The 22,554-nt window shown below is 55.3% G+C and carries 19 protein-coding genes; 11 read left to right on the plus strand and 8 right to left on the minus strand.

The genetic code is table 11. The features are described from left to right. Positions 1–50 precede the first annotated feature (50 nt). Positions 51–1,055, minus strand: a complete 1,005-nt coding sequence (gap, locus tag CFT65_RS10010; protein WP_088827873.1) for a type I glyceraldehyde-3-phosphate dehydrogenase — start codon at positions 1,053–1,055, stop codon at positions 51–53. Between the two features lie 170 nt (positions 1,056–1,225). On the opposite strand from gap, the gene edd reads away from it, so the two are divergent. After that, positions 1,226–3,046, plus strand: coding sequence for a phosphogluconate dehydratase (gene edd / locus CFT65_RS10015; protein ID WP_088827874.1), 1,821 nt, complete (start codon positions 1,226–1,228; stop codon positions 3,044–3,046). Continuing rightward, positions 3,043–4,008: a glucokinase gene (locus CFT65_RS10020; RefSeq protein ID WP_088827875.1), complete on the plus strand. Its 966-nt coding sequence runs from the start codon at positions 3,043–3,045 to the stop codon at positions 4,006–4,008. Before edd ends, CFT65_RS10020 begins: the two co-directional genes overlap by 4 nt. A 21-nt stretch (positions 4,009–4,029) precedes the next feature. Here the strand turns inward: CFT65_RS10020 and CFT65_RS10025 are convergent, their stop codons facing one another. Next, positions 4,030–4,770, minus strand: coding sequence for a nitroreductase family protein (locus CFT65_RS10025; protein ID WP_088827876.1), 741 nt, complete (start codon positions 4,768–4,770; stop codon positions 4,030–4,032). A 92-nt stretch (positions 4,771–4,862) separates the two neighbouring features. On the opposite strand from CFT65_RS10025, the gene CFT65_RS10030 reads away from it, so the two are divergent. Continuing rightward, complete coding sequence (locus tag CFT65_RS10030) at positions 4,863–5,483, plus strand: uracil-DNA glycosylase family protein (protein WP_088827877.1); 621 nt, start codon at positions 4,863–4,865, stop codon at positions 5,481–5,483. A gap of 4 nt (positions 5,484–5,487) precedes the next feature. Here the strand turns inward: CFT65_RS10030 and glpD are convergent, their stop codons facing one another. The 3 genes from glpD to CFT65_RS10045 all read right to left on the minus strand — a co-directional run bounded on the left by glpD (position 5,488) and on the right by CFT65_RS10045 (position 9,206). Continuing rightward, positions 5,488–6,990, minus strand: a complete 1,503-nt coding sequence (gene glpD, locus CFT65_RS10035; protein ID WP_088827878.1) for a glycerol-3-phosphate dehydrogenase — start codon at positions 6,988–6,990, stop codon at positions 5,488–5,490. Positions 6,991–7,082: 92 nt separating this feature from the next. Continuing rightward, positions 7,083–7,847: a DeoR/GlpR family transcriptional regulator gene (locus CFT65_RS10040; RefSeq protein ID WP_088827879.1), complete on the minus strand. Its 765-nt coding sequence runs from the start codon at positions 7,845–7,847 to the stop codon at positions 7,083–7,085. Between the two features lie 108 nt (positions 7,848–7,955). Continuing rightward, entirely contained in the window at positions 7,956–9,206 is a 1,251-nt protein-coding gene (locus tag CFT65_RS10045) for a substrate-binding protein (protein WP_088827880.1), read from the minus strand. Positions 9,207–9,534: 328 nt separating this feature from the next. Here CFT65_RS10045 and CFT65_RS10050 point away from each other — a divergent pair, with 328 nt between their 5' ends. Further along, a complete protein-coding gene (locus CFT65_RS10050; protein WP_088827881.1) occupies positions 9,535–10,497 on the plus strand; it encodes an FAD:protein FMN transferase in 963 nt (320 codons plus the stop codon). A 19-nt stretch (positions 10,498–10,516) separates the two neighbouring features. On the opposite strand, the gene CFT65_RS10055 is transcribed toward CFT65_RS10050, so the two are convergent. Genes CFT65_RS10055 through CFT65_RS10065 form a run of 3 tightly spaced genes read right to left on the minus strand, consistent with a single transcriptional unit; the run spans position 10,517 to position 15,815 of the window. Further along, positions 10,517–12,064 carry a general secretion pathway protein GspF gene (locus tag CFT65_RS10055; protein WP_088827882.1) on the minus strand — a complete coding sequence of 516 codons (1,548 nt, stop codon included), beginning with the start codon at positions 12,062–12,064 and terminating at the stop codon, positions 10,517–10,519. A 12-nt stretch (positions 12,065–12,076) separates the two neighbouring features. Beyond that, a complete protein-coding gene (locus CFT65_RS10060) occupies positions 12,077–14,572 on the minus strand; it encodes a LamG domain-containing protein (RefSeq protein ID WP_088827883.1) in 2,496 nt (831 codons plus the stop codon). A gap of 7 nt (positions 14,573–14,579) precedes the next feature. Continuing rightward, a complete protein-coding gene (locus tag CFT65_RS10065; RefSeq protein ID WP_088827884.1) occupies positions 14,580–15,815 on the minus strand; it encodes a hypothetical protein in 1,236 nt (411 codons plus the stop codon). 170 nt (positions 15,816–15,985) lie between these two features. Here CFT65_RS10065 and CFT65_RS10070 point away from each other — a divergent pair, with 170 nt between their 5' ends. From CFT65_RS10070 to CFT65_RS10100, 7 genes are read left to right on the plus strand one after another with little or no spacing between them, the layout of a single operon-like run. Continuing rightward, a complete protein-coding gene (locus CFT65_RS10070) occupies positions 15,986–18,670 on the plus strand; it encodes a PD40 domain-containing protein (protein WP_088827885.1) in 2,685 nt (894 codons plus the stop codon). Between the two features lie 22 nt (positions 18,671–18,692). Next, on the plus strand, positions 18,693–19,445 hold the full coding sequence (locus CFT65_RS10075) for an SH3 domain-containing protein (RefSeq protein ID WP_088827886.1): 753 nt from the start codon (positions 18,693–18,695) through the stop codon (positions 19,443–19,445). After that, positions 19,415–20,059 (plus strand): outer membrane beta-barrel domain-containing protein, encoded by a 645-nt coding sequence (locus CFT65_RS10080; protein ID WP_088827887.1) that lies wholly within the window; start codon positions 19,415–19,417, stop codon positions 20,057–20,059. The genes CFT65_RS10075 and CFT65_RS10080 overlap by 31 nt, the downstream gene beginning before the upstream one ends. An 11-nt stretch (positions 20,060–20,070) precedes the next feature. Next, on the plus strand, positions 20,071–20,574 hold the full coding sequence (locus tag CFT65_RS10085; RefSeq protein ID WP_014577483.1) for a TlpA family protein disulfide reductase: 504 nt from the start codon (positions 20,071–20,073) through the stop codon (positions 20,572–20,574). Positions 20,575–20,592: 18 nt separating this feature from the next. Further along, positions 20,593–20,829 carry a DUF4266 domain-containing protein gene (locus tag CFT65_RS10090; RefSeq protein WP_088827888.1) on the plus strand — a complete coding sequence of 79 codons (237 nt, stop codon included), beginning with the start codon at positions 20,593–20,595 and terminating at the stop codon, positions 20,827–20,829. Beyond that, positions 20,816–21,976: a DUF3570 domain-containing protein gene (locus CFT65_RS10095; protein ID WP_416376642.1), complete on the plus strand. Its 1,161-nt coding sequence runs from the start codon at positions 20,816–20,818 to the stop codon at positions 21,974–21,976. Before CFT65_RS10090 ends, CFT65_RS10095 begins: the two co-directional genes overlap by 14 nt. A gap of 19 nt (positions 21,977–21,995) precedes the next feature. Further along, positions 21,996–22,547, plus strand: a complete 552-nt coding sequence (locus tag CFT65_RS10100) for an AraC family transcriptional regulator (RefSeq protein ID WP_088827890.1) — start codon at positions 21,996–21,998, stop codon at positions 22,545–22,547. The last annotated feature ends 7 nt before the right edge of the window (positions 22,548–22,554 follow it).

Here is a 22,554-nt window from a genome sequence, read left to right on the forward strand (position 1 = left end):
CTTTAAAATGATCTCGAACAGAGTAGCGGAATATGTCGGAACGGCCAGATCTATTGGCTAGCCTTGATCAGGGCGAGGGTATTATCCAGCATGCGGTTCGAGAAACCCCATTCATTGTCGTACCAGGCCATGACTTTTACGTGACGACCCAGAACCCGTGTGTGGTTGGCGTCATAGATGCTGGAAAGCGCATTGTGATTGAAGTCGACGCTGACCAGTTTCTCGACATTATAGCCAAGAACCGGGCTTTTCTCGGCGGCTGTCTTTACTGCCTTGTTTACTTCGTCAACGGTCGTCTCCCGACTGGCGATAAAGCCGAAATCCACCAGTGATACATTGATGGTGGGTACCCGAACCGCCAGGCCATTGAGTTTGCCTTCAAGTTCCGGAATAACCTTGCCAATGGCGGCAGCGGCGCCGGTCCTGGTTGGAATCATTGACTGGGTAGCAGAACGTGCCCGGTAGAGATCGGAATGGTACACATCGCTCAGCTTCTGATCGTTGGTGTAGGAGTGGATGGTGGTCATCAGGCCACTCTCTATGCCGATGGTCTTGTGAAGTGCTTCAACAACCGGCGCGAGGCAGTTCGTGGTGCAGGATGCGTTGGAGATGATGTCATGGTCGGCTCTGAGCGTCTCGTGATTTACGCCGTAGACAATCATGGCATCCGCATCGGGGCTGGGTGCAGAGATGATGACCTTGCGGGCGCCGGCTTGCAGGTGTGCTGCCGCCTTGTCCCGTTTGGTAAAAAGGCCTGTACACTCAAGAACAACATCAACCCGGTGATCTTTCCAGGGCAGTTTTTCGGGGTTGCGCAGTGCTGTGATGGCAATGCGGTCGCCGTTCACCGTCAGTGATTTTGTGTCGTGGCTGACATCGGCATCAAAGCGACCATGAACGCTGTCATACTTGAGCAAATGGGCGTTGGTTTCGGCATCGCCAAGATCGTTTATGGCAACAACCTGAATCTGGCTCCGGTAGTTATTTTCATACAATGCTCTGAGAACATTGCGACCGATGCGGCCAAAACCGTTGATTGCGATACCGACTGTCATCGTCAGACTCCTTGGGTGGTCGTTTTCCGTTCGTTTGACCTTTGTAATGTAGTAAATATAACAATTAATGCAGAGCTAATGAACGATTAAGCGGTGGATTTGCCAAAAAAAGAAAGTAAGATTACGTTTAAGCGCGATTACTCTCATAGATTTTTGCAATGGAGCCCACCATGCACCCGACCGTAGACAAGGTTACCCAGAGAATCATCGAACGCAGTCGTTCAACGCGTCAGGACTATCTGAATCGCATGAATGCTCTCAAAGCCCAATCCCCGCACCGGAGTTCTCTCTCCTGTGGCAACCTGGCCCATGGTTTTGCGGCCTGTGATCAGGGCGATAAAGACACCCTGAAGTTCATGAACAAGGCCAACGTAGCCATGGTAACGGCCTACAACGATATGCTTTCGGCCCACCAACCCTACGAAAAGTTCCCGGATCTTATTCGGGAGGCGGCCCGTGGAATGGGGTCCGTGGCCCAGGTGGCCGGTGGTACGCCCGCCATGTGCGATGGCGTTACCCAGGGCCAGCCGGGGATGGAGCTGAGCCTGTTTTCCCGGGACACCATCGCCATGAGCACCGCCGTGGCCCTGAGTCACAACATGTTCGATGCCACGCTGCTACTGGGGATCTGCGACAAGATTGTGCCCGGCCTTCTGATTGGCTCGCTGAGCTTCGGCTATCTGCCCACTATTCTGCTTCCGGCAGGCCCCATGCCATCAGGGCTGCCGAACAAGGAAAAACAGCGGATTCGCCAGCTTTACGCCGAGGGCAAGGTTGGTAAGCATGAATTGCTGGAAGCCGAGAGCAAGTCCTATCACAGCCCTGGTACCTGTACGTTTTACGGCACTGCCAACAGCAACCAGCTGTTGGTGGAAGTGATGGGGCTGCACCTCCCAGGATCGGCGTTTGTGAACCCCAATACGCCGCTGCGCGATGAGCTCACCCGGGCGGCGACCGAGCAGGTGATCAGGCTGTCGAAGCCTCACGGTGGCGAGCTGGGTCTGGGCGACATGGTGGATGAAAAGAGCATCGTCAATGCCCTGGTGGCGCTGCTGGTTACCGGCGGTTCCACCAATCACACGATCCACTGGATTGCCATAGCCCGGGCGGCCGGGATCATCATCGACTGGAACGACTATGCCGAGCTTTCCTCCGTGGTTCCGTCCATGACCCGGATCTACCCCAACGGACAGGAAGACGTGAATGCCTTCCACGAGGCCGGCGGAACGCCGTTCCTGATCAGAGAGCTGCTGAGTGGCGGCTACTTGCATAATGACGTCAATACGGTGGTTGGCTACGGCCTTGAGCGCTACATCGAGATGCCGGCGCTGGAGGAAGAAAACCTGGTCTGGAAGCCGGCGCCGGAAACAAGCCTCCGCCCGGATGTGCTCAGCCCGGTAGCGGAACCGTTTGCGCCGGATGGTGGGCTGAGGGTGCTTGATGGCAACCTCGGTCGAGGCGTCATCAAGGTATCTGCCGTTGTCCCGGAACACCGTAAAGTTGAAGCGCCGGCCGTGGTGTTTAACGACCAGAACGAACTCAAGGCAGCCTTTGAGGCTGGCGACCTGGACAGGGATTGTATTGTGATCGTGCGCTTCCAGGGCCCCAAGAGTAATGGTATGCCAGAGCTGCATAAGCTCACCCCCTACCTTGGCGTGTTGCAGGATCGCGGGTTCAAGGTGGGCCTGGTGACCGACGGACGAATGTCCGGTGCGTCGGGCAAGGTGCCCGCAGCGATCCACGTGTACCCGGAGGCACTGGATGGCGGGCCCCTGGCCAAGGTCAAAAATGGTGATTGGGTCTGTCTGGATGCCGAAAACGGTGTTCTTGCAGTCCGGGTGGATGAGCAGGAGTTCGCCGACCGGGAATCTGAAAAAGCGGACTTGACCGGGTATCATCACGGCTATGGTCGGGAGTTGTTCGGCTGGATGCGACGCGCTGCCAGCAATCCCGAGGAAGGGGCCAGCTTTTTCTGGAATCATGAGGCATGACAGCAACACACTATTCACTGGTCGGTGATATTGGCGGCACCAATGCGCGTTTTGCCCTGATAGAGCAGGGTAGCGTGCAGCCCCGAGCCATCGAGATTCTGCCCTGCGGGGAATTCACGAATCTCGATGACGCGGTGCGGGATTACCTTGCCCGGGTCGGGGTTTCAGAGTTGGATGGGGCCTGTCTTGCCGTTGCCTCACCGGTTCGCGGTACCCAGGTTCGGATGACCAACAACCACTGGCGTTTTGATACCGAAGAAGTCCGGGCGCAGTTTGGCTGGTCCAGGTTCAAGGTGATCAATGATTTTACCGCCATGGCCCTCGGCGTTCCCCACGTTGCGGACGACCATCTGGTGCATGTTTGCGGCGGCCCGGGTGACAGCCGTCGCCCCAGGCTCGTTATGGGTCCTGGAACCGGGCTCGGGGTTTCAGGTCTGGTGCCGATTGCGCATGGCTGGGTGCCGTTGATGACCGAGGGTGGCCACGTGGATTTCGCTCCCACGGACGATACCGAAATGGCTGTGCTGCGGATTCTCAAGGCCCGGTTTGGCCGGGTTTCCGTAGAACGGATTCTGTGCGGTCAGGGCCTTCTGAACCTGTATCAGGCCCACGCAGAAATTCAGGGTGTAGCCGCTCCACTGGATGCGCCGGAGAAAATCACCGCGGCTGCGGTAGAAAACTCCGATAGCGTGGCTCGGCACACGCTTCGTAACTTCTGTGAAATCCTCGGTCGGGTAGCCGGCAACGGAGTTCTCACTCTCGGGAGTACCGGCGGTGTCTACCTGTGTGGCGGAATCCTGCCACGCTTTCTTCAGTTCTTCCTCGAAAGTCCTTTCCGTAATGGCTTTGAGGACAAGGGCAGAATGCGGCCGTTGCTGGAGTTTACACCGGTCTACGTGGTCACCGAGCCCTACACCGGTTTGCTGGGAGCCGCCGAGGCACTGGGCAATCCGGAGGTATGACGCCGGGTTGCCGTTGCTGGATCAGAGGTAATGTACCAGTTGGCTCTGGTCAAAACGGTACTGGCGGTTGTAAACACCGTTTTCAGCTCGTCGGCCTGCGGCCATTACCATGGTCACCAGTCCTTTCCCGGGCAGGTTGAGCAGCTTTTTCACCCGATGCTCGTCAAAACCCTCCATTGGGCAGGAATCATAGCCGTGGGCCCGGAGCGCGAGCATCAGGTTCTGGGCTGCCAGGGCTGTGGATTTGGTAGCCCAGATTTTCATCTCGCAGATCGAGTAGGGCCCCCGGGGCACCGGGCGGGTGATTCCCACCGCAAGGCCTGCGGCTTTTTTCGCTAACCCCAGAATACCAAAGGGTCCCTGGTTGTAATGAATGGGGGCGACTTTACGGTAGTACTTCTCAACGATCGGCGGCAGTTTTTCTTCCGGCCAGTCCTCCAGGGCCTGCCGCGCATGAGCGCGCCAGGTATCCGGGCGGGCAACGACCACGATCAGCGCGGCAGCGGTTTTCGCCGCATTCTGGCCAAGGCAGGCATGGGCAAGCTTTGCCTTGAGTTCCGGAGTCCTGACGACGAAGAATTCCCACGGCTGAAGGTTGCTGGAATTGGGCGCCAGGGTCGCCAGTTCAAGGCAATCCTCCAGCACTGTCTCGGGAATTGGCTCATCAGTAAAACGCCTGATGGAACGGCGCGAGCGAACGACTTTCCGGAACTCTTCGACATCAATTTCCGGCAGCGGGAGAGAGCCTGCTTTGGCATTCATGGTGTGTCCTTCGAGACTTGTTGTGCAGTAATTGTGCCTCTATCGTTACGGTAAATGTCGGTTTATGCAATCACCTTGATGACGGAGCGCCCATGACTGAGGATCCCTCCCAGCTTCCCTTCGACGACCTGGTTCGACGAGTACGGGCGTGTACGATTTGTGCAGACGTTCTTCCCTGCGGGCCGAGGCCGGTCATACAAATTTCGGAAAGCGCCAGCATTCTGGTGGTCGGGCAGGCTCCGGGCAGGCGCGTGCATGAAACCGGACTGCCCTTCAACGATCCCAGCGGCGATCGGCTTCGACAATGGATGGGGATTACCCGGGATACCTTTTATGACGAGCAGAAGCTCGCGATCCTGCCGATGGGGTTTTGCTATCCGGGCACAGGCAAGTCCGGGGACCTGCCGCCGCGGCCGGAGTGCGCGCCAGCCTGGCGCAATTTACTGTTGGATCGTCTGCCGCACATAGGACTCACGCTGGTTATTGGCCAGTATGCCCATGCCTGGCATCTTCCGGGTACAGGCAAATCCGTTACGGAAAATGTCAGGCGGTGGCGGGATTATTGGCCGTATCTGGTGCCCTTGCCGCATCCCAGCCCCAGGAATAATGGCTGGCTACGGAAGAACTCCTGGTTTGAGGCTGAGGTAGTCCCGGAGTTGCAATCACTGGTCATTACGGCTCTGAATGCAGATGGTCGTTCTGGAATCGAATGAGTGGTCAGTGCCGGGCTATCACTGTTTCATTAAGATAGTCTCGCAATAATTCCTTCTTCGCCTCAGAAATGTAGAGACCTTGCTTGGTTCGTCTCCAAAGCACATCGTCGGTGGTAATAGCCCATTCATTGGCAACCAGATAATCCACCTCGCTCTGGAAGAGGGTCGGTGTGAAAGCAGTTCCAAGGTCTTCCATAGAATTGCCCCCTTCAAGAAAATCGAAGGCGCTGGTGCCATAGGTTCGCACATAACGCGAAGTCGCTGCTTCGGGTAGCCATGGGAATCGTGTTTGCATCCGCGTTGCCAGCTCGTCCTGATTCGCGAAGTCGCCGCCAGGCAAAACTGCGCTGCGGGTCCAATGTTGACCGGCGTCAGGAAAATAATCGCAGAGCCGGTTTGTAACGGCTTCGGCAAGCTTGCGGAAGGTGGTGATTTTGCCTCCGAAAACTGAAATCAGGGGGGCACGGTCAGTGCCCTCGCTGACCTCGAAAGAATAGTCCCGTGAAGCTTTCTGGGCCGGCTCCTCTTCATCGTCCATGAGTGGTCGCACGCCAGAATAGGACCAGATGACATCCGACGTGTCCAGCTGCCGCCTGAAGTAGGCGTTCACAATATTCAGAAGATAGCGGGTTTCCTCGGAGGATATGCTGGCGGCTTTTGGGTCGCCCTCGTATTCAACATCAGTGGTGCCGATGAGCGAGAAGTTGTCTTCGTAAGGGATCACAAAGACAATCCTGTCGTCCTCATTTTGCAGGATATAGGCTTCCGTGCCCTGATTCAGGCGGGGGACAACAATGTGACTGCCTTTAACCATCCGGATCTGCTTTGGCGCCTTCATGCTGAGACTTTCGCCGAACAGGCGGCTCACCCATGGACCAGTGGCGTTGATAATGACTTTTGCCGCTACAGTTGTTTCGGATCCGGAGCGCATGTCTTTCAGAGTGGCGATCCATCGGTCCCGACCCCGCTCTGCGTTGACGCATTTTGTCCGCGTCAGAATTTGTGCACCTTTCTGTTCTGCTTTTTTCGCAGTCAGTACGACCAGTCTGGCGTCGTCTACCCAGCCGTCGGAGTATTCAAAGCCCTTGGTTATTTCGGGTTTGAGAGGAGAGTCCTCTTCAAAGGAAATTGATCGGGAGCCAGGCAGGATTTCCCGTTTGGCAAGATGATCGTACAAAAACAAGCCGGTACGAATCATCCAGGCTGGTCTTAGATGTGAGCGGTGCGGAAGCCTGAACCGCATAGGCCACATGATGTGAGGGGCGTTTCGCAACAACGCTTCGCGCTCGGCAAGGGCCTCCCGGACAAGGCGGAACTCATAATGTTCGAGATAGCGAAGGCCGCCGTGAATCAGTTTGCTGCTGCTGGAAGAAGTTGCAGATGCGAGATCATCCATTTCACAAAGCAGAACTTTCAGGCCTCGCCCAGCAGCATCCAGGGCAATTCCAGAACCATTCACTCCGCCTCCAACCACAAGTACATCGAAGACATCCTGATCGTTTGCCACTATTCACAGTCCCTGAACGGGTGTTGATTGATATATCGATTATGGGGAATGGTGGTCTGTTCGTAAAGGAAAAGTAGCGAAGAAAAACGAATCTATTTGTCGGTAATGTGAAGTTCTACTCCATTCGTTTCAAGCAGCTTGCGGATCTTCTCTGGCGGTGGAGCATCGGTAAAAAGGTGGTGTGCCTGCCCAATACTTCCCAGTCGCACCATGGCATTGCGACCAAACTTGGAGTGGTCTGCGGCCAGCAGTACTTCAGTAGAGTTGGCAATGATCGATTGGGAAACCCGAACTTCCCGGTAGTCGAAATCCAGCAGTGAACCGTCATGGTGAATGCCGCTGATGCCAATGATTCCGTAATCCATCTTGAACTGGTTAATGAAGTCGACAGCGGCCTCACCGACGATGCCGCCATCGCGATTTCGAACCTCGCCGCCAGCAACGATGATATGGAAGTCCTCCTTTGCAGAGAGGATGGAAGCAACATGGAGGTTGTTGGTGACTATGCTCAGGCCGCGCTTTTGTAGCAGTTCTTTGGCAATGGTTTCAGTAGTGGTGCCAATATTGATGAACATGGAAGCATTGTCCGGTATGTGCCGCACAAGGGTGTTTGCAATCCGTTCCTTGGCTTCCAGATTCATGATTTTACGGTGGTGGTAAGCGGTATTGGCCGTGCTTGAGTCCACGCCCGCGCCGCCATGATGCCGACGAAGTCGATTTTGCCCCGCCAGCTCATTGAGGTCCCTTCTGATCGTTTGTGGCGTTACGCCAAACTCGTCGACCAGCTGCTCTGTCGTAACGAATCCGGATTTTTGTATCAAGTCCATGATCTGTTCAAGACGGTGTTTCTGAGACATCCTGTGGCCTTGTTGTTATGTTCGGAATCGAAAGTTTACGCAAGCCGCTGGAAAATTCAAAAAAAAGCCCCGCCAATTTGGGCGGGGCTGTTCTGGAAGGTGTTCGAGCTAGAGGCTCAAAGGCTTGCCAGCCTCCCGGCGCCTCTCTTCCCATTCTTCCCGGGTCTGGGCTGCCTGATCGCCGGGCATGGAATCGATAATGCTGAAATAGTCGGAGCTGTACTCGTCCGCCACGATGGTATTACGGGGTTTCACCTTGACCACATACACTGTTTGTATGTTCTGGTGGTCGAATGCCCGCCAGTACTGTTCGTCCTTCAGGAAAGTGTATCTGTGGCCTTCCAATGCCCGGATAAGGCTGGCGGTGTTGGTGGTTCCTGCACGTTCGACGGCATCTTTGTACTGGTAAACAATACTGTAGGCAGATGCCGCAGCAGTTGAAGGCCGCATTTCATACCGGTCTGAGAAAGCCTCTACAAATTCTTTTCCTCTGGCGTAGTTCAGCTCGTAGGGTACGTTCCAGACCCAGGGCGAGCCACCGATAATGCCTTCCATAATGGTCGGGCCCACTTGTCGCGCCATACCGAGGGTCAGATTGGGCACAACGATCTGCATTTTTTTGGTGAGGCCCATTTCGTAGGCAACATTGAGGGCACGAACCATGTCGTCGCCGAACAGGACCATCATCAGAACCTTGGCGTTGCTGGCGTCCGCCTGCTCAAGCGCTTCCCGGAAATCAGTGATCAGCGCCCGGGGGAACGGTGTTTTCACACCCCGGTGGCGCTGGGTGTCTTCGGTTCCCGAAAACTTGCGTACAGACTCTTCCACGGACCAGCCCCAGGTGTAGTCGGCGGTGATGTAGAAGTATTCGTCGTCGGCGTGATTGGTGGTCAGGTACTGGCTGAGGGCCTTGGCAGTCATCCAGGCGTTGTAGGGCTCCCGGAACATGTGGGAATGGCCTTCTGCGCCCGTGGTGGCATTCGAGTAGGTGAGGGTGCCGAAGTAAATCCGGTTACGGTCCCGGGCGGCTTTGCCAGAGGCAATGGCAACGGCGCTGGACACACCGCCGAACACCATCTGGACGCCTTCACGGTCAATAAGCTCTGCGGTGTTTTCCGCGCCTTGGGCCGGTTCGCCACGGGTATTCCGGATCACCAGTTCCAGCTGGCGGCCCATGACGCCGCCGGCCTTGTTGATTTCGTCAACTGCCAGGAAGGTGCCCAGACGCTGTTGCAGGCCCTGGTCCTTGTAACGACCGGTTTGAGGATAATTCAGCCCGATTTTCAGGGTTTCGGCATACACGGTGGTGCTCGCCAGCAACAGCAGGCAAGCAGAAAAGAGTACTTTTCTGACGTTCATTCAGGTTGGCCTCCGGAGTTGCAGCGCCGTTGGGGGGGATGGGCTGCGGATACTTTTTTGATTATTTGTTAAACAGAGCTAGTGTCAGCGCTGATTATGGAGTCAACAATGGGACAAAAGTGGAATTTTGGGTAACAAATTGTAGGTTAGTGATCTGCATCTAATCTGGTTTTTGTCCTTTTACGAATTGGTTCAGTTGCAGTTAAGGAAATAGATATACTTCCCGGAATCGCTCAAATTGGGTATCGCCTAAGCCAATGGAGTCTTTGAGGTCTTGGTAACTATTAAGCGTTGGAAATTCGAACTCGGATCGACTCTCCCGTCTCTCATGGCGGCAATGGGGCTTGCCATCTTTTCAATGTCGGCCAGTGCCGACTGGTACCGGTTCTCGGATACTGCAATGACGACGCCTATCGAACTGGAGTTCTGGGCAGAGGATAAAGATCTGGCGGAGAAGGTCGGGGCTGAGGTTCTGGCGGTTTTTCATCAGGTAGATGAACAGATGAGTCGCTACCGGGAAGATTCGGAAGTTTCCCTGCTCAACCGAGATGCCCCCGGCGGGCCAGTAGCAGTCAGTGACGGGTTGTTCGAGGTGCTTGAGAAAGCACGGGAGGTTTCGCTGCTCAGTAATGGCGCCTTCGACATCACCTTTGGCTCAGTCGGTTACCTGTACGACTTCAGGGCCGGAAAAAAGCCGACGGACGAAGAGCTTCGATCTGGTTTGCCGCGGGTGAATTTCCGGGATGTGATTCTTGATCAGGATGACCGTACGGTCGAATACCGCCAGGCGGGAATTCTGGTGGACCTGGGCGGTATCGCCAAGGGCTACGCAGTGGATCTGGGAATTGAGCGCCTGGTCAGCTCTGGCATCCGCCATGCCCGGCTCAGTGCAGGAGGCGACATGCGGCTGCTGGGGGACAAGCGGGGACGCCCCTGGTATGTTGGCATCCGGGATCCCCGTTCGGAAGGCCGCAACGCGGTGGTTCTGCCGCTGGAAGACGTGGCGGTGTCTACCTCCGGGGATTACGAGCGGTTCTTCGTGGACGAAGCGGGCGACCGGGTCCATCACATTCTGTCTCCTGAAACCGGTAAATCCGTTCAGGGTGTTCAGAGCGTGACCATTATCGGCGAGGACGCGTTAACAACTGACGGCCTCTCCACGGCCGTGTTTGTGCTTGGGCCTGAGAAAGGACTGGAGGTGATTGAGGGTCTTCCGGGTATCGATGTTGTGGTTATCGATGACCAGCGCATGATGCACGTTTCTGAGGGATTGGTTCCACCCCAGCCTTAATAGGATGGAACCAGCCAGATCAACTACCGATAGTGCCGTTAACCAAATTTTCGAATGCGATCAGCCTATCCTGCGAAGCGGAATTGCCCAGCCCGTGGCCCATGAAGCGGGAACTGAAATCGCCTTGTTCCCCGTGCAGCGCCATGTAGTTGAGCAGCACAGTCTGGACCAGTTGATTGACGTTATTGGCGGCAGGGCTTGAGGCAGTTTCCACGGACGCGTCTGCGCGCATGTGGCCTATCTGGTTGCGAATTGCTGTTGGTCGGCCAGCTGGGTTGTACACCAGAAAAAAGGAGGCAGCGGTCTGCTGATTGTCACCGGTCCATTCGCCTTTGCCGCGGCCGTCTATAGAATCGTCTATGCGACCGTTGCTGGAAACGGATCCATCACTGAACACGTAGAGCATCAGCGGGATTTGTTTTCTAGCTGCGTACTCAAGGCAAGCGCCCATGCAACGTCCCGCTTGTTCGTCTCGGCGTTCGCCTGTGCCGCGTTCGCCGGTGTGGTAGTCATATCCGCCCATTGTTATAGTGCCAGCGCCAGCGTACCCCTCCAGCACAAGCTTCATTACCGAAGCTGTTTTTTGATATTCCCGATTACCGTCGAACTCGGAACTGGAAAAAATGCCCGCCGGGCCGACGATATCGGGGTCAGCGATTGGGTCCAGGGAGGCAGGATTTCCGAACTGGTCAGCCAGGTCTGCGCTCTTTACATACCCGCATTGAACGAGGTCCTTCACGACATCTGATGTAGTGATCTGGTTCATTTTGGCATCGCTGATACGTTGGATGGACTCCATTACAGCGACTGCATCCTGTTGATCGAGAATGCCGATAAGATCACCCACATCAACCAAACCAGTGACATCAGACGGCCGATCAATTTTGGTGGGACGGGCTTTGGGGTCAATTAGGTTCATTGGAGCTAGCGAGTTGCCTCCGGATTCCGAACTCTGTGACCCTACAAGGGAGAGTAGAAGGCCATCAGCGCCTGCACGATGAATTCCGTACATTGGGTTGTGGGGATTGTTGCCGGTATCGTTCTCTGAGCGCGCAGCAATGATGGCGCCATTGGTCGCTGCAAGAGTGCCAGCACTGGCGCTTTGAACTATGCCTCGAAGAAAACCACTGTCTGAATGAAATGCCAGACCGAGATCTGTATTCAGGAAGGCGGGATCGTTTGGCAGCATGTCACCCGGCAGGCCGAGCTTGTTATACCCGGCGGTGCTCAGGAAGTTCATCTGCCCGCCGTCTTGTCCCATCAGCACGTTGGAGCCGGCGATGTTGGCACCACCTGCCAGGTCAAAACAAATAAATGGAATCTTTCCTGCGCCCTTAACGGCAATGCCACAGTTCTCCTTGAGGGTTTGCAGTTCCGGTGAGAGTTCAGCCGCCGCCATTCTCGGATTACCGAAAAGACTGAAAACTGACGCCCCGAAAACAGTGGCGGAGCCGGCCATCAAACCTTGCGCTATGAATTCGCGACGCGTCTTCGGTTTGCCGTGATCATCGTGGAGGAGCGGACTGCCGTTCGCCAAGGGCTTTTTACGTGTTTTGCGTATGAACATGATCGGCTTCCTCTACTGAACCAGGGTGGTGGCGCTGCCAAGCACAGCGGCGCAACTTGCCTTGACAATGGTTTCGGTGCGGTCGATTGCACATTCGTTACCGCCGCAGAGTTTCAGGGTATCAATGAGCTCTCCCACGACGGTCTCGATCTTGCTGTCGCTGGGTTGAGAATTCAGGCCGCTGCCGACGAAGTGAGACAAGAGCGGGGCGATAATAAGGCTCTTGCCTCCGTGATCAAATGCGGTGTTGGATGGGACTGAAAAATCAAACCCTGGGAACATATCCATTCGGAGCTGTGTGTTTGACACTAGTGCATCACAATATTGGATTGCCATCTGAGTAATAGCCATTTGTTGAGACGACAGGAAGCCCTGGATGTTTTCAACAGTAGGTAGTTGCTGTTTTACAGTGTTGTAAGTTGCGGAGACTGCCGAGTTGGTTGTGGGTACGCCTGTCATCCGGGACATGGATTCGTTAATCTCGTCAAACGTTTTAAGGCCAATCGCTGACGGTGTTTCGTCAGGATAATCTGGTGTGGGCTGGGGCAGCTCTTCAGGTTCTGTCCGGGCAAAAGTATTGTTACCAAGCTTGTCGAACGTGAGGAAGAACTCATCATTTTCTGCCCCATTTTCCTGGGCAATAATCGTGGCGAGGCGGGACAGTGGCTGGCCAGTGCCGGGGTCATAAGCCTCGCTATCAAGAACGATGTTGAGATTTGCCCAGGCCTGTCCCACCGTTGCCTCATTTCCATTGATGCCCAACCTCATGCCCTGCAGCGTTATATCTGAAGGTTCAACAGAGCCATCCAGGCTGATAAAGAACGGGCTGGCAAATCGATAGGCATGGTTGTCGAATTCACTGACTTCGAAGACGATAAAGCTTTGCGGCAAACCTATCAGGTCTGACACACTGAAAAGTAAGTAAAATTTCTGCCCGACACCCACCTCAAAGTTAGCCTGAATCTGTTCCGATGTCAGAGCACGATTATGGATGGCAGCCATTCTTATTGTCCCTTGCCATGGAGACTGACCATCTGTCTCATTGCCAAGTACGAGCGCGAAGCTGTCATCCCATTCGGTTAACAGTCCACCGTTGTCTGGGTCGACATCATCGGTCGGAACGCCATTAACAAATATCTGGCGTCCGGTCGCCGGAGTGTAGTTCACTACAATGTGCTGAAGGGTTGCCTGCAGAAGCATGTCGGCGTCCTGGGTAGAGAACGGCGTATTTTCATCGCTGGTGGTGCTGCGATGCAGTACTTCGTATCGCTGGAGCGACTGGCTGAGAGTGACATTGCGAGTGGTGGATGAGCCAGAGTAGGTGATGATGCGGGCATCTTCCTGGCTTATATTCGCTGGTGCTACCCATGCCTCGATGCTGTATTCGCCAGAGGCGGTCAAGATAGTATGAAGTTTCTGGCTCGCTGTGGTACTGCCCTGGGCCTTGCCGGCAGGAATCATGAACCCTTGCTCATTTTCTCCTTCTGGCCCGAAGTTGATTCCCCAGGCGTTAACCCATTCAAAGTTTCCGCTGATGGTGAGGTCAATTTCAGGGGATACACCGCTGGTATCGAAGGCCGTCTGGCCTTCACCGGTCTTAAATTCGTAAAGAGCAATAATGTTGTCTTCATAACGGCCGCCGGAGTTGGCTTCTAGCCCGTCCGCGCTTAGTGTCAGAGCTTTGCTGGTAACAAGCGACTCATCAACGTCCTGAAACTGCAGGTCTTGAACAAGTTCCAGTATTTTGGTTTCCATCAAGGCGGCAGATGCCAGACAGTTGTCGTTCCAGCAATTGTGATAGTCGAACTCAAGTCGTTCAACGAGTCGTGATGATTTCGGGTTCATAGGGTCGATGCGACTCTTTGCCTGATCATAGGCTGTCTCTATATTCGCACTGGCGATGTAGGGGGTCTGTCCGCCGTCGGCATGACACTCGCTGCAATATTCTTCCAACAGCGGGTATACCGTGGTGGAAAACAGGCCAGTGTCGCTCGGTAGGGAAACCGTGGCGCCCGGTTCTTTGAGCGCTGGGGCGCGAAGTTCCACGGTTTTGGCAGAGCCTTCTGAGCCGCCTGCCCAGTTGGAAATATAGGTGGTTAGAATGTCGACACAGGCAGAATTGCTGGTAAGCCAGCAATTATGACCACCGGCTACTTTAGTCACCATCTCTGACTGGGACGGATCCGAAAGATTGACTATGGTATTTGCCTGGGCATAAGCAAGGTTGACGTCTTGCTCGTTGACGAACGTCGGTGTCTGACCATCTGAACCGTGGCACGCGCCACATTTCGCCTGGGTTACCAGATTGTCCCAGACATTGCGCTTGAAGTTGGCTACATCATCCGTTGAAGGGGGTGGGCCGTTGTAGGTAACCGTGCCGGAGTTCGGATTGGTATTCGGTAGTTGTTCAGTGGATTCTCCGCCGCAGGCCGCAAGTAGCAAGGCGATGGCGATAAGTGCGAAGGCCGATCTGCGAGAGTTCACCGATATTCCTTTGAATGTGTTCATAGCGTCCTCACTCCCCCATGCAATACACGGCAGATTCTGCGAACACCTGCTTCAGGTTACCCTGACTGGCGAAGCCTGCTGCCATACTGCTTATTTTAGAGCTGTCTGCGCTGCTCGAGGGAGGTCGTAAGCAGACATTCTCGAACACTTTCTTGACCTGACACTCGGCAAAGGCGTCCGAATAGGCGAACTCCTTACCCAGGCTTTTCGCACCTTTGCCGGACCCCGGCATTGACTCATCCCAACCGAGACGGCGGTTTGCGCCCTGACGCCAGTAGTTGACCCAGCTATCATCCGGCGTCACATAGCCCTGCTCGAAAGTTGCGGAGTTTATGTGATATTTGGCTTTTACCCTGGTTCCCGTCTCAGGATCTGTTTCACCAACAGCGTTGTACACGAGTCTGCCGCTCTCACCCTCAGGATCAGTGTTCTGGTTGTATTCGTAGTCGTAGTAGGCAAACGCCTGGGTCATGGGATCCATGCCCGTATGGCAGCCCACACAGTTGTTCAGGAAGACTCGACTGTCGCCACCGGGGCTGCGGGAAACATCCTGGCGAATGCGATCTGTCGGGAGTGTAACGTCCGCAACCTGCTCCAGGTCGTTGCACATGTGGTTGATCAGCGTGAAGCGGAACATTGCACGGTTGGTGCCGGCACTGAAGAATGCGCGGGCTGAAGCTCTTGACGTGATGACGCCGGCGGTGGCAGAAGAGGGCAAACCGTTATAATTCGATTGGGGTTGCCGGATTAAGTGATCTTTGTTGCTGAGGTCGATAGCTTGTGTCTCAAGCCACTCATAATGTTCGTTGTCGTTTGTGGAGTAATTCGGAGCATTCAGATCAGGGGCACCAACGTATAGAACATCTTCATAGAGAATGGTTCGGAAGTCTGCTTCATCTCTAACGACACCGATTACTGTTGCAATGTAATCGTTCAGGGGCACGAATTTTGACATCGCCTCGTTGGTCCAGGGAGCCGCGAAGTTCTTGAGAGTCACGTTGTAAAAAGCGGGATCGTTCATGGCAATGAACGCTGCACCTTCTGGATTAGAAGGAATCATGCTGGTCATGGAATCCAAAACGCTCTCAGAGGGTGGTACGCCGGCAATCCGGTCGTGAATTCTTTTGGCCTGCTCCCTGGGCCCGGCCTGAACAAGGCTGACCTGTCCAGACACCAATGCGATGAGAACTGCGGTACTGCAAGCCTTGCAAAGCAGGCTTCTGATCCTGTTCCGGGCGGTCATGTCCTTTCCCTCGGTGATCGATAGCATGTGCACATTAATGCTTTTTGACAATTGTTAAAAGTTTACGGCTTGCTATATCCTTCGTTTTGAGCCGTAGGCCACGTTATTACATTGCGTTACGTAAAACCCTTGGAGCCTGCCAGCGGAACCGACTTAATTTATGTCATGGAATGTCATCCGAAACAGGGTTTGTCACGTTGGAAATTAAGTCGCCCGCTCTAAACATCTCTCGCAGTGCTCGCCTGGCTATCGCACTCGGCTCGCTTGCTGCTCTGTCTGGCTGTTTTTCGAGCAGCGACAGCCAGCAGGCAGATCCGGTTGTCGTCGAGAACCCTGTGGCTTATGTCGAACGGGCTCTGCTTTTTGACGAAAACACCGGGGCCCTGGTCGAGGACAACCTGGCCGACCCGAGCGCCTTCCGCCCCGGAGCGAGACTGTTTCTGAAGGCCAGTGCTACTGCGGACGCCGAGACGCGGGATATTGCCTCCAGGGCCTTCGCCGGGCCGCAATTCCTCGATGACAATGGTCAATTGCGCTATGACGTGAAAGATCTCCACGTTTCCCACGGCGGCTCCAGACTGCTGTTTGCCATGCGTGCGCCGGAAATCGAGGACGCAGACGACGAGGATCAGCCAACCTGGAATATCTGGGAATACAACGTTAGTGCCGACATCCTGCGTCGGATCATCGATTCAGACGTTACCGCCCGGGCCGGGCAGGACGTTGCGCCAGCCTATCTGCCTGATGGCAGAATCGTTTTCTCGTCAACCCGTCAGCGGATTTCCAAGGCGGTGCTGCTTGATGAAGGCAAACCCCAGTATTCCGGTCTGGACGAGGAGGGTGACAGCCCCGGGTTTGTTCTGCATGTGATGGACGACGATGGTCAGAACATTGAACAGATCACATTCAATCAGAGCCACGACCTCGACCCCATGGTGGCGGATGATGGCACCATTGTGTTCAGCCGCTGGGACAATGCCGGCCAAACCCGGAACAACGGTGTAAACCTCTACCGCGTCAACCCTGACGGCACCGGCCTGAGCTATCTCTTCGGTCGTCACTCCCACGATTCGGTTCCAGAGGCGAGCGATATACAGTATCTGCAGCCACGCAAATCAGACAGCGGCAATCTGCTGGTGCAGCTAAGGCCGTTTGAAACGGATGATTACGCGTCTGTGTTGGCGGAAGTCGATGTTGACCAATTTGTTGAGGCCAATCTGCGTATCGATGGCACCGAAGGTTCAGGTCAGCGCTCACTTGTGCCCGGTGTGGGCCTGGATGGGCAGCTGTCGCTGAAAGGCAGTTATGCATCGGTTTCACCACTGCTGGATGGTACCAACCGCTACCTGGTCAGTTGGACACCTTGCCGGTTGCGTGAAACAGCAACCGACCGGATCGTTAACTGCACAGAAGACCGCCTGCAATCCGAAGATTATGAGCCCGCTGAGCCCGTCTACGGTTTGTGGCTTCTAGATATCAACAGCGAGACCCAGCGGCCGGTGGTCCCGCCGGTGGAGGGCGTTCAGTTTGATGAGGCAGTCCTGATGAAGGAGCGGACTCTGGAAGGCTTCATTCCGGAATCCCAGTTTACGGGTGATGAGGGTGCACTTGGGGATGCAGGCTATGGCGTCCTGCATATTCGCAGTGTGTATGACATTGACGGCGTGGACACTACACCAGCGGGTATTGATGTGATGGCCGACCCGGTGGAGACCCCGCCTGAAGATCGTCCGGCCAGATTCCTTCGCCTGGAAAAGCCGGTAGCCATTCCCGATGAGAACGTACGGGATTTTGATAACAGCGCTTTTGGCAGAAGCCGCGCCCAGTTGATGCGGGAAATACTGGGTTACGTACCAATAGAGCCGGATGGATCGGTAAAGGTGGCGGTGCCTGCCAATGTCGCGTTTGCGATTAGTATCCTGGATGAGCAGGGGCGGCGCATGGACGGGGTTTTGGGCAACAGGCATCAGAACTGGCTAACGGTACGCCCCGGTGAGACCCTTGAGTGCTCAGGCTGCCATGACCCCGGTAACCCGGCACCCCATGGCAGGCCTGACGCTGGTCCGGAACCTGCGTGGAGCGGGGCAGAAACCACCGGCATTTCGTTTCCCAACACCGACTCAGGTCTGTTTACCGATATGGGAGAAACCATGGCCGAGGTCTTTGCCCGCATCAACGAGATTCGGCGGCCGACGCCGGATGTAATCTTTGCCGATGAGTGGTCCGGTGATGCTGTAAACCCAAAGCCTGATAGCTTTGCCTACGCCTACGCCGATCTGCAGACTTCGCCCCCCATATCCGGCGTGTGCGCGACAGAATGGGCACCCAACTGTCGGATTGTGATCAACTATGAGCAGCACATCCACCCCATCTGGGGGGTAGACAGGGAAATTGAAAACCCGGGAACTACATGTACGAATTGTCATAGCAACAGAGATGCTGAGGGCGCGGCTGTAGTACCGGTGGCTCAATTGGACTTGAGTGACGGTCCATCACCGGACGAGCCGCTGCATTTCAAAGCATATAGAGAACTGCTTTATCCGGATAATGAGCAGGAGTTGATAGATGGTGCTCTCATAGACCGACTCGTGGATTCCGGGGAGATATTGAGAGATGGGGAGGGTAATCCTATTCTCGATGAAGATGGCAACGAGCAACCTACGCCACCTGTTACAGTCCCGGTTCAGCCTTCGATGTCAGTAGGCGGCGCTCGTGCCAGTAGTTTCTTCGACGCATTTGCGGAAGGCGGAACTCACGAAGATCGCCTCACACCCGCCGAACTCAGACTGATCGCAGAATGGCTGGATATTGGCGGCCAGTATTTCAACAATCCGTTCGACGCCCCGGAAGACTGATCCAAGGACTGAAACTCGCACCATGCCCATCGCCATTCTTATGTTTCTTTTGTTGTTGCCGGCCCAGAGCTGGGCTGGCTGGCTGTGGGGGCAGGCTGAAGATGATGCATTGCAAGTGCAGGTAACGGAGCCCTATGTGTCCTGGCGAACCGGACCGGCAACGGGCTATCCGGTTTTTCATACCAGCGAAAAAGGGGAATGGCTGACCATTCTTCAGCGCAAGACAAGTTGGATCAAAGTGACGGATACCCGTGGCCGGGAGGGTTGGATAGCGGTTGCGGATATTGCACAGATGGTGGATGCCACGGGTAATCGTGTGGATCTTCAGGTGCCCGATTTTGAGGCCTTTGGAAGCCGGCGGCTGGAAGCCGGATTTATGATGGGGGAATTTGATGGTGCCGCTGTCACGGCAGGCTACGGCGGCTTCTGGATGACCAGAAACCTGTCCGCCGAGCTTTGGGCTTCTCAGATTCTTGGCAGCGCCTCGGAAATTCGAATGGTCAATGCGAATCTGGTGCATCAGCCATTTCCTGATTGGCGGGTATCACCCTTTTTTACCCTGGGGGTCGGGCATATCTGGGTTGACCCCAAGGCCACACTGGCCCAGCCCGAAGAGAGGGATAACAGTATTGGCCATGCGGGGCTTGGTATCCGCGCCTACATTACCGATCGATATTTCATCCGTGCCGAAGTGAAGGACTACAAAGTGTTCACTACCCGGTCCACCAACGAAGAAGCGACAGAATGGAAAATCGGACTAAGCATCTTTTTCTGAAACCGCTGTGCCTCGGCGCAGGGCTATGCGTAGCCGTGGGCGCCCATGCCCAGGATGATCGGCCGCTGATCGAGCCTGATGTTACCCCGGTGCCGGTCACCGAGGCGCTGATCGACACCGAGAACTTTGAGGTTGGGGCTTTTGTGGGCGTGCTCAATATCGAGGACTTCGAGTCGTCGCTGCTTTTTGGCGGCAAGCTCACCTATCACCTCAGCGAGTCTTTCTTCTTCGAAGCAGGAGTCGGATTCGCGGAGGGCGGCGAAACCAGTTTCGAGAAGCTGGCCGGTAACGTCGAGGTGCTTACCGACAGCGAGCGGGATTACAGCTATTACAACATCAACCTGGGTTACAACGTGCTTCCTGGCGAGGCCTTCCTCACCGAGAACTACGCATTCAACACCAATTTCTACCTGATCGCAGGTGCCGGCGCTACCGATTTTGCGGGTGATACCCGGTTTACCCTGAATGCCGGTGCGGGCTATCAGGTTCTGTTGACGGACAGCGTTGCAGTTCAGATTGGCGTAAGGCAGCACTACTACCGAATAGATGTTCTTGGGGCCGAGAAAACCTCCATGAACACAGAGGTCAGCACTGGCCTGTCGGTCTTTTTCTGATTACAGGAGCAATGGTTATGAAAGCATCCATAAAATCATTGGCGGTGGCGGGCGTCCTGGCCTGTCTTAGCCCCATGGCCGGCGCCGAGGCCATCAATGTGCCAGCTCCGGATTTCACCCTGGAGAGCCGTTCCGGCGAAAATCTGAGGCTGGAGGACCATCGTGGCGAAGTGGTGATGCTGAACTTCTGGGCGTCATGGTGTGGCCCCTGCCGCCAGGAAATGCCGCTGATGGATGAGCTTTACAGCCAATACAAGGATCTCGGCTTCACGATTCTGGCGGTCAACGTGGATGAGAATCGGGAAGAAGCTCATCGTTTCCTGGACAAGGTGCCCGTGAATTACCCGATCCTTTACGATCCGGAGAGTTCGGTGAGCGAGCTTTATGAGGTGCAGGCCATGCCAACCACCGTGATGATTGATCGCGATGGTAATGCCCGTTATCTCCATTACGGGTACCAGCCGGGTTACGAAGACGAATACGAACAGCAGATTCGTGAACTGGTGCGCGAGTAATTTTCGGACGGAACGTTTATGCGTAATTTGTCGATCTTCACTGTGTCCGCTCTTCTGGTCGCCACGTTCACGGTTTCCGGATGCAGTTCAGTAAAGCCGTGGGTGAAACCCTACGAACGGGATAATCTGGCGGATCCGGTCATGAGTCTCAGTCGTCACGGCAAAGCGGATTCCTACATGCATCACGTCTATCAGTCCCGGGAGTCTGCGCGGGGAGCGGAAGGCGGTTCGGGAGGTGGTTGTGGCTGCAACTGACAGGCGACGGTTGGTACGGTCCGCATTCCTTTTGCTCGCGCTGGTGCTGTTCGGGCATCAGGCGATTGCGGCAACCCTTCCGGTCGATAACGTCGATGTTCTCTATCACCGCTATGACGGCGGTGGCATGATCATCGACGGTCCGTCAGTATTGGTGCGCAAGGGTATCGGCTCCCAGGTTTCGTTTTCTGGACAGTACTATGTCGATTCCGTTTCGGCCGCCTCTGTCGACGTCCTGGCCACGGCCAGCCCCTATGAGGAAGAGCGCAACGAGTACACCTTTGGCGTGGATTATCTGCACGACAAATCCATTATGAGCCTGGGGTTCACCAACAGTACGGAAAACGATTACGAAGCCAATACCGTTTACTTCTCGCTCAGTCAGGAGTTTTTCGGTGGCATGTCAACGGTCACCATGGGCTATGCCAGTGGCTGGGACGAAGTGGGCCGGGTTGGCAACGATTCCTTCAGCGAGGAAGCCGATCGTCGGAACTATCAGCTCGGACTGAGCCAGGTCGTCACCCGCAACAGTCTGGTAGGCCTGGATCTTGAGGTGGTTACGGATGAGGGCTTCCTGCAGAACCCTTACAGACAAAACCGCTACATCGACCCGAACGATTCCACAGCGTTCCTGTATCAACCAGAGCGTTATCCGGAAACCCGGACCAGTACCTCCGTGGCCTTGCGAGCGCTCTACTATCTGCCGTATCGCGCCTCAATTCGCGGTGAATACCGCTATTTTTCCGATACCTGGGGTATCAACGCCCATACGGTCGAACTGGGATACGTGCACGGATTGAACCAGCACTGGACCCTTGAGGGTTCCGTTCGCTACTACAGCCAGAGCGAGGCGGACTTTTACAGTGATCTTTTCCCGTTCGAGAATTCCCAGACACACCTTGCCCGGGACAAGGAGCTCAGCTCTCTTTCGGGAACAACCTTGGCGGTGGGCGCGGTATACGAATGGAAGCAGACGTCTCTCCCCGGCATTGATCGCCTGCAGTTCAGCTTACTGGTGGACTGGCTGAATTTTGACTATGACAACTTCCGGGATGTCACCGCAGCCGGGGACTTTCTCCCCGGCGAAGAACCCCTTTATTCCTTCGATGCCTACGTAACCCGGGCGTCGTTGATTCTTGAATACTGAGCATGCAGGAAGAACGACCATGGCCACTTGCTTGAACCATCGAATCCCGGCGCTTTTAGCAGTATTGACCCTCGCCCTGACAGGCCCCGCATTTGCGCAGACCAATCCTGGGACGGAGAAGGACGACCCAGCCGTCGCCGAGCAGGTGGAGGCGCTCAAGAAGAAAGTGATACGCCTGAACCGTGACCTGTTCATCCTCGAGGAGGATCTGCTTTTTCCGGCCAATACCCAGGTTGCCGTGTTTCTCAGCGTTGATACCGGAAAGTTTCTGAAGCTGGATGCAGTGAAGCTGAAGGTCGACGATGAGATCGTTGCCTCTCATCTCTATACGGCGCGTCAGGTGAGCGCACTTGAACGCGGCGGCATGCAGCGGCTGTTCGTGGGCAACCTCAAATCCGGAGTACACCAGGTCACGGCATTCGTTGAGGGAATCGGGCCGGATCAGCGGCCTTACAAGCAGGCGGCCTCCCTGGAGTTTGAGAAGGGCACTGGAACAGCCGCTCTGGAAATCCGTGTTGAAGATCGCTCCTCCAACTACCAACCCTCCGTATCCATTATGGAGTGGGAGTAAGCCGCGT

The organism is Marinobacter sp. es.048 (genome assembly GCF_900188435.1).
GTDB lineage: Bacteria > Pseudomonadota > Gammaproteobacteria > Pseudomonadales > Oleiphilaceae > Marinobacter.